Source organism: Thermogemmatispora tikiterensis (assembly GCF_003268475.1).
Lineage (GTDB): Bacteria > Chloroflexota > Ktedonobacteria > Ktedonobacterales > Ktedonobacteraceae > Thermogemmatispora > Thermogemmatispora tikiterensis.
Genome location: NZ_MCIF01000002.1, coordinates 4,853,861 through 4,867,020 on the forward strand (window position 1 = coordinate 4,853,861; position 13,160 = coordinate 4,867,020).

Consider the following 13,160-nt stretch of genomic DNA (forward strand, 5'->3'; position numbering starts at 1 on the left):
TGTGTGATGGCCTCTAGCGCACGGGGCAAGCGTGCTAATCTTCACCAGGGGACGGACGGAGAGAGCCAGGTATAGGTATTTCATCATGAGAAGGAGGCCAGGATGCCTTTATGGGGCCTGTTTAGGAGGACGCGGCGACTGCCGGCGATCAAGACGGGGGAGCTGACGCCACGTGGACAGGATGCGCGGGCAGAGGAAGAGCAGCAGTGGCAGCGCCGCTATCTCCAGGATGTCCCCTATGCCTTACCGAAGGATGAGGCCGAGATCGATCGCCTCAACTTTCAGCATTACGCGCTCATGAGCGTGCAGAAGCAGCACATTATTGCGCCGCTCGACGATTATCCGCGGGCGATTCTCGATGTGGGATGTGGCACGGGACTATGGGCCCGCGAGGTAGGGCAGCGTTATCCGCTTTGTCAGGTGGTGGGGGTGGACGTTGAGCCGCCGGAGCGCTTGCCGACGGTGCCGGCCAACGTTGACTATGTCTATGGCGACGTCCTCAAGGGGCTGCCCTTGCCTGAGAACAGCTTTGATCTGGTCCATCAGCGTTTGCTGATTCTGGCGGTGCCGGCCTCGGCCTGGCCGCAGGTGCTGCGCGAGCTGTTGCGCCTGGCGCGTCCTGGCGGCTGGTTGCAGTTGACGGAGGCTGGCATGTATTTCAATCATCCGGGGCCGCGCTCGGCCCATCTGCGCGATCTGGTCAATCGGGCGATTGCGGGCTGGGGCTTTGATCCGCTGATTGCCCTCAATATGCCGACCCTCTTGACGCAGGCGGGGGCGATCGCCGTCGAGAAGCGGACCTATGGTGTGATGATGGGTGAGGCTGGCGGCCAGGGTGGGCGCCTGCTGGAGAAAGATATGCTGGCTGTGATGTCGGCGCTCACCGAGCGCGTGGCATCCTTTATGCCGGTAGAAGAATGGCGTGAGCTGCTGGCCTCGCTGCCGGAGGAGTGGCGCAACTACGGCACCGAGTTCCAGTTTCACGTCACCATTGGCCGCAAGCCGCGGCCCTGAAGTGGGCCTGACGCGCGCTGGCGACGGGTCTCGACTCAGCGGCTGAAATGTTCAGCGAAGGTCAGGCCCAGGGGTCGCAGCGCTTCCTCGAGGCGGGGCCTATCTTCGACGGCGATGCCCTGCCAGCGATAGCGGAGAGGGGTGCTGCGCTCGGTAGTGAGCCGTGCGCTCAGGGCCAGCAACAGGCGGTACTCGCGTCGGGGCAGGCGGCTTTCGAGGTGCAGCTCCAGTGTCTGGCCGCCGGCCTGGCCATACCAGTGGGCTATTGTGCGTCTGCCAGCAGCCTGATCGAGGGCGTAGCAGAGGCGGGTAATGTCCTGATCTTCAAGCGGGGATTCCTGCAGAATCTGCCCCTGCCGCAGCAGCACGATGCTGTAGTGGAAGCGTCCAGGTGACCAGTAGCCTGGCCTGCGCAGCAGGTAGCGCCCCGACGCCGTGACCGCGCGTATCAGCGGCTGCCAGCGTTCTTCCTGGGGGCCGTGACCCTGGGGTAGATAGACCTCGATCTGGTCGCTCGCCGTTGGGGTTCTCTCCACGGGAGCGAGCGGGGTCTGCAGGAAAGCGCTCTGTAGCTCGCGCAGGCTGGGTGGCTGAGGGCCGAGCCAGCTCGCCAGGCTCTGGTAGGTGTAGGGCCAGTCCTTATCTGCAGCGAGCCGGAGCAGGCGCAGAGTGGTGCGCAGCGTGATCTGCTTCTGGAGCGTCCCGGGCAGCGCATGCAGGGGGAGACCACCGGCGAGCAGATAGCGGCTGCCCAGCGGAACGAGACGCGGAGGGGCCGGTAGCCAATGCCACTCTGTGTGTCTGATCTGGAGGAGATCGCCTTGCTCGGCAAGGCGCTCCAGGAGCCGGCGATCGATCTGCTCTCTGGCCTGTGTGGAAGCGAAGCCGGAGCCGTCAGGCTGGCCCTGGTCGGCGCTGAGGGAAGCAGGCTGTGGTTCCAGGAAAGGCAGCAGCAGGCGGCGTGCGTGATAGAGCAGGGTGCGTGTCGACACGGGAGTGTCGCCGCCCAAGGAGTTGGTGCCTCCCCGGCACAAGGCCCAGAGAACTGCGCGTACGGCTTCGGCCTGCAGTGCCGCCGGCGCGGCCTGGATAGCTCCCAGCAGCGAGGAAGTGACGAAGTATCTGGCCTGTTCGCCCTGGAGCAGCTCGATATCGACGGTCATGGCCTTAGTCCACCTCCTCCAGGGAAGCAGCAGGCCCGGTGCTGGGATCAAGGGCCGCCTTGCTGAGAAGATGCTCATCGAAGGAACAATCGAAGCAGCTGGCAGTTTGCTTGAGCAGACCCACGATGGGAGAGGACGCGCTGGCACTTGCCTCGTTGCTGGCTGCGCTCACGAGCGCTTGATTGACGGTCAGGCGCCAGCGGTGCCAGTCCGTGGCGGCGATCTCGCTCCGCTCCTGGCGACCGTTAAGCTGCTGCTGATTGCGGTTGAGCGTAAGCTGGCTGGGATCAAGGTGGACCAGCCAGCCCCTGGTGATCTTGGGTAGCGGCAGGCTGTGCAGATCGTCATCGCAGGTCGCGGTCAGCAGCAGATTACCTGGCCAGCGAAAGGCCGCCAGTGAGCGGTAGGGATCGTCAGAGGGGAGTGCCTGGGGATGGAAGAGCGGCACCGGTGTCGGCCTGGCTGCAGGACGCTGTTGCAGGGCGATGTATTGCTGTAGCAGCGGCACGTAGACTGGAGCGCCGGGAAGACGGTCCAGCCCTTCGAGAACAACGATGGCCAGTTGCTCGGGATGCTCAGCGGCCCAGAGTACGGTATCGGCCAGCGATGAGCTGGCGGGTAGGAAAAGGCGCTCTGTGGGCCTGAGCTGGCCGAAGAGGTCGAGCGGCTGCATTGCTGTCAGCGGGATGGCGACCCGGCAGAGGCGTCCGGCGCTGAGCACCAGGCTAAGGGCTTCCAGTGTGGCGAGAGCGACGGGGCCGCTGAGCGTGGGAATGAGACCCGCCAGGAGGGCAAGGATACAGAGGCGCACAGCCGCCGGCTTGGCGCCGTGTTGCCGGGCCGCCTGACGGACGGTCACCAGATCAAGCAGGGTAGAAGGATCGGGAATGAACTTACCCGACCCGGCTTTGGCCAGCTCTGGCCAGAGCTGCTCGGCGCTCTGAGGGTGGGCGGGGCCTGTACCTCTGCCGCTACCCATGTCGCTACTGCTGCCTGGCCTACTGTCTCTACCGGCGCTGGCCGCCAGGAGCCAGTGATCCGCAAGCACCTGGCTCAGCGCTTCTAGCGGCTGCTGCTGTAACTCTTCCAGCCGCTGTCGGAAGTGGGCTTCGAAGGCTTGAAGCTGGGCCTCTTCTTTCTGAAGCAAGCGCTTTTGTGTTTCTATCTCTTTCTTTTTATTGATTATTTCCTCTTCATAGAGTTCAAGCTCATCGGAGGCTTCTTTCAGAGAGTGTGTCAGCCTATCAAGCTGTCTCTGACCCGCGGCGAGCTGCTGGCGCTGTTCGGCAAAGCGGGCCTCCAGCTCGCGCGCGATTGACTCCTCCTGCTTGTGACGGAACAGGGTCAGCTCCTGGCGGACCTGCTGCAGAGCTGCCTCATAGGCTTGCTGGCTGGCCTCTTCGCAGGCTGCTTTCAGTTGGCGCTGGACGGTGGGCAATTGGAGCAGGAAGTCGCTGAACTCTGCCAGGGAGGCGATAGCCTGCTCTTCCTCCTGAAGTAGGAGGCAGGCGCGTGCGACGGTATCCGGCAGTAGTGGGCACACTGACGGCTCCTGGGTGCTGAGGGCATGCTTGAAGGCTTTGAGAACGTACCGCATCTGCCCCAGATCGTCATCTCCGACCTGGGACAGCATGCGATGGGCTTTGATGAGCTGTTTGATAATGACGCCTGGAGGCGACCAGTCCTGCTGCTCGGTGCCAGCGCGAGGCTCGACCGCCAGAAGGCGCAGCTCTTCGCCATTGTCAAGCTGAAAGGTAAGGATAGCCTGCTCATCCTGGGGAGGGTCGCAGACGCTGACATGCAGCGTCTGCTCCGTAGTGCCGTTGCTGTAGGCGAGAGGACGCAGCCGCTCGCTGTCTAGCGGGATGGGTCCATAGAGCTGGCGCCCATGCTGGATATAGATGGTTTTCGTATAGCATGGCCTGGTGAAAGATTCGCTCAGCCTGGCAACGAGCCGCTCCCTCGGGGTAGTGCTCCAGTCGAGGACTTGGGCCAGTCCCTCGGGCGAGGGCCAGGGGGAACCAGCGATGCGGTAGTATGAGTAGGTCGGTGAATCTTTGAACTCCTCGCGACCCTGCGCCGGTTCAACGCGAAAGCTATAGAGCAGCTCTGATCTCCATTCACTCGGCCCGCGTGGCCAGGCAACCTTACCGGCGTTGGGAAAGCAGCTTTTGTGAGCCTGCCAGGTGAGAGGCTCCCAGGTCCGGGATTCATCATCGAAGAACGCTAGAGGGGTAAGAAAAGCAACATTTTCCTTTAAATTGTCCTGATGAATAATTCCAATCCATTGATAGCTTTCTACGTCGATCATGGTTGAAGCCTTTCCGATCCGAAGGGAACAGCGAGGCGAGCAGAGCAAAGAGTGTGCCGAATGATCGTGCTAGTGCTCCTGGAAGACGGCCATTAGGCGGGCCACTATCCAGGGCTGCAAGCGAGCAGTCAGGAGGCGCCGCAGCGCCAGGGCCAGCGGCGGATCATCCTGACGGGCGGCCTGCTCCAGAGCGCGCAGCCGCTGCTGCAGAGCGACCGGAAGCCCTGGCGTATGGGCAAGCTCAGCCCTTGGCAGGGCGGTGAGACAGTTGCCCAGCCAGAGCAACTGCGCGCGTTGGGCAGTCCTGATCCGTAGTGATGCAGCGACCGGTCTGGGTGCAGGCTCTAGAGAGATCTCCAGGCAGCCCAGGGCACCCCCGTCGAAGATCAGACGGGCCTGGCTGGCCCTGGCGAGCGCCGGCCAGATCTGCTGCTGCCAGAGGGCTGTCAGCTTCTCGCCCGTGGTCACCGGAGAGAAGGCACGGCCCTGGTCCCAGAACGCTTCTGCAGTGCACCAGCGCCAGGAAACGCTGACCGGCAGGCCCGACGGAGCCAGCTCCCATACCAGCGTGGCTCCCTCCTCTGCGCTCTTCAACAGAAGGCGGCGTGACTCTGTGGCTCCCGCTGCCTCCTCTGCCGTGGGGCTGAAGGCGGCGAACTCCTGCCGGGCGTCGCCCTCGGTCACCGCAGTGCAGCGCAAGCCCGCCAGCAATTCCGGCGGCAAGGGATCAGTCCCGGCCTGCGCGGCGCAGGGATCAAGAGTGAAGGTCAAGCGATCCGGCAGGTTCCCCTGCCCGAGCTGATATGTCCCTGGCTCCAAACTGTCCAGTGCCACGTAAACCATGCTGGCCTCTCCGGTCAGTGAAAACCGCCGCTCTAGAGGTGGACCATTGCCCTCTTTAGAAAGACGCAGATCCAACGTCATGGCGACAGCTCGCCCTGACTGGAGAGGGGCCAGGCTGGTAGCGGGTGGTCTGCAGCCGATGATCACCTTAGAGTGAGGACCTAGCACGGGTGATCCCGCCTTCGGGAGCAGCAGGGGCGGACTGAGCAGCATCAGCGACCAGCTCGGCTGCTGCAACTTCAGTTCGCTGTAGTTCAGCCAGCGCTCAAGCCGGGCCTCTGCATCCTGGGTGGCCAGGGTTGAGGGCGTCAGCTCCAGTTCCCACAGCTGCCAGTCAGCGACGGGTGGGCCAAGCGGGCGCGCCGAGCCTGGCCAGTTCCGGAGCAGTCCGCGCTGAACGTCATGAGTGTTTTGTACAAGCCAGTAGAGCCGTATTCCGGCATAGAGCTTGATGCGTTCGCCGCGGAGCAGGCGCCGAGGCAGCTCGGCCTCCTCCTCCTGGTAAAAGAGCGTGCCCTGCCAGGTCGGGCTGAGACCAGGCGTCCGGGGTGCTGCCCCCAGCTCGTAGTATCCATCTGGTAGCTGACAGCAGAGCTGATAGGCTTCGGCTTGGGGATGGACCGGTAGAAGAGGAGAAAAGAAGAGATGCCTGAGTGATTCGCTGCTGGCCAGCTCCTTTCGACCGGCCAGCAAGCGAGCACCAGCTGTCGAGCCAGCGAGCTGTTGCAGCTCCTGCCAGGTCTCCTCGCTCAGGTCGGAGAGATCGAGAAAGAGCTGCCAGTGCTCGTCGGGGCCTTCTCCTTCCGTGCGCAGCAGCAAAGGAAGCCCTGCCGGTACAGGGGCCTCGTCTGTATCCTGCTCCTGATCGTCATCGTCGTGTTTGTGGTGGCCAGGCCGGCTGGTAGTGGCTGAGAGAGAGGGGCCTTTCGTAAACAGGTAGCCTTCGTCTCTCAGCTTACGAAATGTACCCCATGTGAGCGGGACGCCCTCATCTCTCTGTCTACCAGGGCGGGGGAATGGAGTCTGCATCTGAGCCAGCCAGAAGAGGCCCGCCAGCGAGAGCTGAAAGGTGCCCTGACTCTTGCCTGCGACAATATAGTAGTGGCTCTCGTCCTTCGCCAGAAAGAGCTTAGCCATCAGCGTGCTCCCACCATCTCGCGGGCTGCTTATGGCAACCACCCACCGCAATTACCTGGCCTTGGGAGAAATAGGCCTCTTCGCTGGTGGGCCTTCTCCCACCAGGAAGAGGTGAACTGATCTACAGCCTGGCTATCAGGCAAGATCGACTAGTGGAGGCACCCGCGGCCATCGCGGACACCTCTCTTTCCCGACGCAGCCCCATTGATGAGAGTTACTATACTCCAAAGAAGGAGCCACAATCAAGAGAAACACTCTTCTCTTCGCTGCAAAACCCTGGCTGAGGAGCTTCCCTTTTCGGCAAGGGTTGGTCACCGTTGGCGGGGCGATAGCTGGTGCTGGGAGGTCGATGATCCAAAGATTGCCTGACTGATGAGAAGCTGGCAGGATGTGCAAGTTAGTCTGATCTCATGATGAGAGGATCAACGGGGGAGTTGTTTTTGCCGGCGATCCTTGCCTGGCTTTCCGTCAAGTCGCGTCACGCCAGAAAAGCGGCGGACAGGAGGGGAACAGGCTCCGCTCCTGTCCGCTGTCTACTCAGCGCTGGCTCACTGTGGGTTGTCGCTCGTGGGGCGAGTCGTCTCAGCCGTCAGCCAGCGCAGGTAGCCCTCGCTGCCGGCGGCGAGCGGCACGGCGATGATCTCCGGCTCCTCGTAAGAATGGGCTGCGCGGATGGCCTGCTCGACAGCGCTGTAGAGATCGGCGCGCGTCTTGGCGCTACAGAGCCATTCCTGGGCCTGCTCGATGGCTCCCTGCCACCAGTAGACGCTCTGGATAGGACCGGAGATCTGCACGCAGGCGGCCAGGCGCTGCTCGACGAGCTGCTGGGCGATCCGGCGTGCGCCCTCCTCCGAATCGATGGTTGTGCGTACCTCAAGAAACTCTGCCATTGTCTGCGTCATCCTTCCTTCAACCTGAGCTAGGCAACGGCTTGAAGAAATCACGGGCCAGCCGCTGGATCTGTGGCTCATGCTGCCAGGAGCGCGGCGCCCGCTGAAAGACTTCGCGGACCTCATTATAGCGTTTCTGGCTGTGCAGTGTCAGGGCCAGCTCGGCCCCCTGGCGTACATAGCGGGCGAAGAGATCCAGCTCACCGATCAGACGGGCGGCGTCGGCCTGATAAATAAGAGACTCATTGCTGGCGCGCTCTGAGATCGACGGGGTGGCAAGGCTCAGCTCAATGGCCTGCCAGCCACGCTGCTGATAGCCAAAGTCGGGGAAGTGAGCGCTCAGCTCCAGGCACATCTTTCCTTCCCACTGGTAGAGTACGTTCAGGCCGCATTCGGCATAGGCGAAGCTAGGGTCGAGTTCCGGGCGAGTAGGGAAAGCGTCCTGAGCGAGCGTCATATAGTGGAGCGCCTGACGCTCGTCGCCACACTGAGCATAAGCCTCGGCCAGTCCCATTGCCACATCGCTGCGCAGAAGCGAATCCTGGCTTCCCAGCACACGCAGCGCCTCCTCAAAGACCGCGATCGCCTTGCGGGGCTGACGCGGGCGGTAACAAAACGAATAGGTATAGCCCAGGTACATTAGCGCCGCGCACTCCAGGCGCTCATCGGCAGCCGCACGGCTGCAGCGGAGGGCCTCCAGGCAGGAGCGTTCCCGCCCGGCGATGTCCAGGCGGTGCATCGCCAGGATGGCCTGGAGAATGGCGGCTTGCGTGGCCAGGCGCGCCGCCACTCGCTGGTAGCGCGTCGCCTGGCGGGCCATCAGGATGAGTGTTGGGGCGAAGCGGGGGAGAATCTCCTGGACGGTGGTCAGGCCATTGCCCTTGAGCAGATGCCAGCAGGCTGCCAGGCTGGCGGAGCACTGGGGAAGGAACTCTTCGGCCAGCATCTCGTTCGTCCACTCGGGGCGGCGCCAGGAGAGCAAGATCGTGGGGAGGGCGGCAATAGTGACGAGCGCCTCGCGCCGCGATAGCTCTAACTCTTCGTGCCTGCTGTAGTGCTGCAACGTATCGTCGATCATGACTAGCTCCTGATCGATCAGCGCCTGTACCTCTTCACAGGCGAGAGCGTGGCCCTGCCAGGTGCTGATCATCCGCACGATCTGCGCCAGCTTGAGGCCGAGCCAGGTAGCGAGATCGCCCGGCTCTGAGTCCTGCCTGGCCGGGGGCGAAGCCAACAGTATCCCATGAGCAGGCTGAGCGCGTGGCTCGGGCTTGGGCAAAGGCGAGGGGGCTGACATAAGGCTCTGCCGTTGTTGCGGCGGGCGACGATTCGATAAAGCCAAGTTGCTCTGCGGTCAGCTCAAAGATCAGACAGAGTTTCTCTCGATAGTATGGGCCTGGCCTGCGTTTCCCCCGCTCCCAGCGAGCGATGTCCTTAGCGGTAACCGCCACGCCGGGAAAGCGCTGCTGCAGCTCCAAAACCAGTCGCTGGCGTGACCAGCCGCGCAGCTCGCGTGCACGCCTGAGCAGCTGATTGGCCTTCCTGGTTGAAGGTGCTTCTCTGGCCCCGTCGCTCATCGCTGCTCTCACTTTCAGTTTACTCAGGGAGGGACCACCTTTCAAGGGTATTTCGGGCAGAAGATGGAGAAAATCTAGCTGGCCCCCTGTTGGCCCCTGTCCTGTATGCTCCTGGCCCCGTTGCTGCTCCTGCGCTGGCTCCTTGCTGGAGGTTCCTGGCGTCCCAGGGGCGTGCTATGCTTAGAGCGAGATATGACGGCTTTCTATATAAATTATATTCTGGATATATTGAATGTCAATAATAAGCAGGAGGTTGCACATGGTGACGCTAGATGTCTGGCTGCTCTGTACGATTGCTCTGCTCTGTCTGCTGTGTGGGCTGATCCTGGGTGTCTGGCTGGCGCGTCCGTCCTTCTCCTATCGCAGGCCCTAGATCGACGCCAAATGGGGAGACAGAGCTATCGAACTGGAAAGAGGAGGAAGCGAAGGGGCCTCCTCTGCCTTCCTTGCTGAGAGGACAGCGTAGAGTATGAGAGCCAGGCTCTCAGGAGAAGGGTCTTGTCTGCTCCCCAAAAAGACCGGCAGGCAAACAAGGCCCTTCTCTCTATGATGGCCATGATGTCTCTAACCAGCGCAGGTCACGCCCGATGAGCAGCTCCATCTGCTGCGTGTGATGGGTTGTCCGCATAGGCACGGCGGCCAGGGTCAGAGCGTAGCGCCTGGCCAGTGCGCGTACCTCTGGTGTGTCGTCGTACGTAACCAGAAAATCGCCCGCGAGGCGGCTCACCAGCCTAAAGAGGGCCTCGTGATCAAGCTCAGCGTAGCGGTAGAGACGGCGCCCGGCTCTCTTGCCGGTGAGGGTATAGGGAGGGTCAATAAAGCTGACCACGTCATGGCGTTCCAGGTAGTGGCGCAGCAACTCCAGGCCGTCGCCTTGTCTGAAGGTGAGGCGTGGACTCAGGCGGGCGATCTCCTCGATGCGCCGCCGCAGCGTGGCTGGATACCAGCGCGAGCGCAAGCCGCGTCCACCTTCGCCGTGCTTGAGAAGACCGGCGCCCGGGGCCAGAATACCGCCGTGGCTGACGCGGTTGCGGAGCAAGGTCTGAAAAGCGTGCTCGGCGAGGGCAAGAGAGTGGCGCTCGCGGGCCAGCCAGTCCTCCACTCCTGCAGGTGTCAGCTCGAAAGAGTGCAGAAGCTGCAGAAGCTGAGTGCGTGCACTCTCTTGCAAGAGTGCTTGCCAGACCGCTGCTACATCCTCGTCCAGCTCTACCATCAGCGCCCGTTCGACCAGGCCCTCTGCCACTGCTGTCAGGCTGACGCTGCCGCCACCGGCGAAGGGTTCTAGCAGCACAGTCGGGCGCGCTGGCGACAGACCACGGGCCGCTCTGCTCGCGGGAGAGAGCCAGCGGCGTATGTAAGGGACAAGCCAGGTCTTGCCACCTGGATAGCGAAAGGGGCTACGTTGGGGCACGCTGGCTACATTGATGGGCCGTGCCAGTTCCCCCTGGCTGGGGATAGGGCTGCTGGAGCTGCTGACCACGGGGCCATCAGCAAAGAGAGGGACCATCAACGAGAAGGGTTGTTCTTTTGAAGCCACTCAATCCTCCTCCCACTCATGCGGCTCCGAAAGCTGAAAGAGGCTTTTCTGCCGATCTCCGTTTTCCCGCTTGGAGTCAAGCCGGCTCTGGAGCAATTGCAAGAAATCGCCTAGATGGCCTGGCTCCGCTGTAATAATTTTTGTAAGGGCTGTCTGGAAAGCAGTGTAAACAGTTCTTGTGCGTGTAAGATGATAGCGGTTTTCCTGCTCCCGATACTGGAGATCGTAGATCAACCAGGCAATTTCTGCATACTCAGGAGCGGTCTCTTCCATCTGTGGCAAAGTGGCAAAAAAATTGCTTTCAACAGCAACTGCCATCTTTTTCCCCCAAGACGAGAGAATTGCCCCTTTATACAATAGCTGCGGAGCTAGACGTTTACGAGAAGATGAAAGATAGTCGGGCCGAGGATAGAAGCGCTGCCGTGACCAGTCCATATTGGCTCGTTGCTGAGGATCGGCCATATACTGCTCAAAAGGAGCGCGAACATTGCCAGAAATATACACAGCCTGTACTTCCAATGCACCAAAATCAATAATCTTACCCAGATGATCGTACGCGGCAAGGACGAAGTCGAGGTTACCTGCTGACTGCCCAAAGCGATCGTTCAGACGAACCTCTGAAAGCACTGTCCACTGCGCTCCCGGGGGGAAGAAGAACGTGGCGGCATCTCTGATAGCAAGCCAGTTTTCTCGAAAACGTATGGGACAGGTGATGACAATGTTACTTCCCTCGAAAACGCTGCATACCCCAAGAGGCTGTTCGGCTTTGTCTTTCGTACACGTGGGCACATGGTTATGGAAAGGGCAAAGCTTGAGTTGTCGGTGGCGCTCTGCCTCTGCAGAGAAATTCGTGGTGGGGAAACCAAAGACTTCTGCCAGGGGGTGTCTAGGTAGCGGAACCATGCTTGCTGTCTTCCTCCAGGAAAAGGAAGGGACTCTTAGAGAAATCTCTCTTTCACGCTTGTCCAGCGATCATGCAAGTCACTGGGCTTGCGCAGCAGCTGGGTCAGCTCTATTTTCTCTCCTTTGTCAAGAGATTCTCCCAAGCCTCTCGGCCTTAGAAGGCTCTGTTGCCTCTTTCTTGTTCAGGTGAGAAGGGTGCGAGAGCAGATGGTAGTGGCGGTCCAGGCATCCTCAAAAGTGACTGCCTGGACCGGGCGATCCAGGCAGTCCAGTGTCACAACAAGCAGGAAACCCAGGGCGTGAGGGTGTGAGTGTGGTGGTTGATGGTAGCGATCTGCTTGCTCATCGAGCGTGCTCTACGCACGCTCACGCCATTCCGGCGCTACGTTCCGACCCGAGGGCCACGCCCAGACCGCTCGGATTTAGCCCGCATCTGGGCCTCATGTTGGGCGATCACCGTGGCCGTGCTGCTCGGATACGTCACGCGGAAACCATCATAGTTCGGGTAGAGCGTGCCGTCGTCCTGCAGGCCCGTCAGAATCCAGAACTGATCACCGTTGCCGTTCAAGCGATAGACCTGGTCGGTCCACTGCCGATAGATATCATCGCGCGTAGCCATGTCCAGCCAGCCATACTCTTCCAGAACTACCGGCTTGCCCAGCGCATGGCCATCGTGAATATGATCGGCGATCCACTGCAATGACCAGGCGTTGTCTTTGCCCCAGTAGTCCGGGTACAGGTGTAACGTCCCGTAGTCCACTGTGGGAAGAGCGACCAGGCGCTTCCAGTCCACGCCCTGACTGCCGTTATAGGCCCAGTCGGAGTTGCCCGGCTCGTTGTACCAGCCTTCGTCACCGACCGCCACCAGATGGAGGCCATCCATGCTCTTGATGAAGGCGCTCATTTCATGAACCCAGGCCGTCAGGGTCTGGCCGCTGGGGTCCGACTGACAGCGCGGCTCGTTCGCCAGCTCCCAGGTCATGATGGTCGGATCGAGATAGAGCGGTTTGCCTGTGTAACGGTTCACGCGGTGGATGAAGTGACGCACGTAGGCTTTGTAGGCGGCCTTGATCTGGGGATTGGTGTAGAAGTCATCATGACCGCTGGCCCCGAACCAGGCCACGTACTGATTCATGCCGCCGAAGTCGTCCCAGTTGTTGACGAACGGTACCACCAGCTTGATGCCAAGCTGCCCCGCACGCCAGACGGTGTAGTCGAAACGCTCGTAGCCATCTTCAGGATAGACGCCTGGCTCAGGCTGCATGACAAAACCATTGTGCGGCTGCCCGTCGAGAAAACCCCAGATACGTAAGACTGGCAGGCCCATAGCGGCGACATCCTTGAGGACGTCGTCGATCATAAAGTGAGATTGATAATGCATATAATAGTTGTTGGTGCCAGCGAAATAGAAAGGCTGGCCGTCCAGAATGAAGAAAGGCCCGCGCCGGCTCACGAAACTGTTGCGTTGCTGCCGCAGGCTGGCCGCCGTGAAACGAGAGGATGATGCCGCATCGGCACTGGGGCGCGCAAAAGCCGTTCCCGCACCCAAGCCCGTACCCGCCGCCCAGAAGCTCAGACCAGCGGCGGCTATAGCTTCCAGAAAAGCTCTCCTGCTCGCTTGTGGTCGCGGGGTCTCAGCATGTGCATCCTGCATATGCTCTGCTCCTTCCTGGATGAGTGGCTGCGCTCCAGATGGTTCAATGAACAATGCAAATTTTTCAATGAACCGTTACACGGAAGAATGGTACCATCTTACCGACCATTCTGTCAATAGGTGCCCCTTCT

At 61.1% G+C, this 13,160-nt stretch carries 9 protein-coding genes; 1 reads left to right on the top strand and 8 read right to left on the bottom strand.

What is annotated here, in order from left to right; genetic code table 11:
- The first annotated feature begins 102 nt into the window (after positions 1-102).
- On the top strand, positions 103-1,014 hold the full coding sequence (locus A4R35_RS19430) for a class I SAM-dependent methyltransferase (protein ID WP_112432316.1): 912 nt from the start codon (positions 103-105) through the stop codon (positions 1,012-1,014).
- Positions 1,015-1,049: 35 nt separating this feature from the next.
- Here A4R35_RS19430 and A4R35_RS19435 read toward each other — a convergent pair whose 3' ends face one another.
- The 8 genes from A4R35_RS19435 to A4R35_RS19475 all read right to left on the bottom strand — a co-directional run bounded on the left by A4R35_RS19435 (position 1,050) and on the right by A4R35_RS19475 (position 13,029).
- The gene (locus A4R35_RS19435) at positions 1,050-2,177 is read right to left on the bottom strand and encodes a hypothetical protein (protein ID WP_112432318.1); all 1,128 of its coding nucleotides are present in this window, start codon (positions 2,175-2,177) and stop codon (positions 1,050-1,052) included.
- 4 nt (positions 2,178-2,181) lie between these two features.
- Positions 2,182-4,488, bottom strand: a complete 2,307-nt coding sequence (locus A4R35_RS19440; RefSeq protein ID WP_112432320.1) for a hypothetical protein — start codon at positions 4,486-4,488, stop codon at positions 2,182-2,184.
- Positions 4,489-4,557: 69 nt separating this feature from the next.
- Complete coding sequence (locus A4R35_RS19445; RefSeq protein ID WP_112432322.1) at positions 4,558-6,468, bottom strand: hypothetical protein; 1,911 nt, start codon at positions 6,466-6,468, stop codon at positions 4,558-4,560.
- A gap of 548 nt (positions 6,469-7,016) precedes the next feature.
- Positions 7,017-7,358 (bottom strand): divalent-cation tolerance protein CutA, encoded by a 342-nt coding sequence (cutA, locus tag A4R35_RS19450; protein WP_223258413.1) that lies wholly within the window; start codon positions 7,356-7,358, stop codon positions 7,017-7,019.
- 19 nt (positions 7,359-7,377) lie between these two features.
- Positions 7,378-8,655: a hypothetical protein gene (locus A4R35_RS19455; RefSeq protein WP_146747271.1), complete on the bottom strand. Its 1,278-nt coding sequence runs from the start codon at positions 8,653-8,655 to the stop codon at positions 7,378-7,380.
- Between the two features lie 824 nt (positions 8,656-9,479).
- Entirely contained in the window at positions 9,480-10,472 is a 993-nt protein-coding gene (locus A4R35_RS19465; RefSeq protein ID WP_223258414.1) for a DNA adenine methylase, read from the bottom strand.
- Positions 10,473-11,375, bottom strand: a complete 903-nt coding sequence (locus tag A4R35_RS19470) for a NotI family restriction endonuclease (RefSeq protein WP_112432330.1) — start codon at positions 11,373-11,375, stop codon at positions 10,473-10,475.
- 382 nt (positions 11,376-11,757) lie between these two features.
- Positions 11,758-13,029 carry a glycoside hydrolase 5 family protein gene (locus A4R35_RS19475; protein WP_112432332.1) on the bottom strand — a complete coding sequence of 424 codons (1,272 nt, stop codon included), beginning with the start codon at positions 13,027-13,029 and terminating at the stop codon, positions 11,758-11,760.
- Between the last annotated feature and the right edge of the window lie 131 nt (positions 13,030-13,160).

Bases quoted from the DNA above. Each gene is read 5' to 3' on its own strand.
- A4R35_RS19430 (WP_112432316.1), top strand. From the start codon at position 103: ATGCCTTTATGGGGCCTGTTTAGGAGGACGCGGCGACTGCCGGCGATC.
- A4R35_RS19435 (WP_112432318.1), bottom strand. From the start codon at position 2,177: ATGACCGTCGATATCGAGCTGCTCCAGGGCGAACAGGCCAGATACTTC.
- A4R35_RS19440 (WP_112432320.1), bottom strand. From the start codon at position 4,488: ATGATCGACGTAGAAAGCTATCAATGGATTGGAATTATTCATCAGGAC.
- A4R35_RS19445 (WP_112432322.1), bottom strand. From the start codon at position 6,468: ATGGCTAAGCTCTTTCTGGCGAAGGACGAGAGCCACTACTATATTGTC.
- cutA (WP_223258413.1), bottom strand. From the start codon at position 7,358: ATGGCAGAGTTTCTTGAGGTACGCACAACCATCGATTCGGAGGAGGGC.
- A4R35_RS19455 (WP_146747271.1), bottom strand. From the start codon at position 8,655: ATGTCAGCCCCCTCGCCTTTGCCCAAGCCCGAGCCACGCGCTCAGCCT.
- A4R35_RS19470 (WP_112432330.1), bottom strand. From the start codon at position 11,375: ATGGTTCCGCTACCTAGACACCCCCTGGCAGAAGTCTTTGGTTTCCCC.
- A4R35_RS19475 (WP_112432332.1), bottom strand. From the start codon at position 13,029: ATGCAGGATGCACATGCTGAGACCCCGCGACCACAAGCGAGCAGGAGA.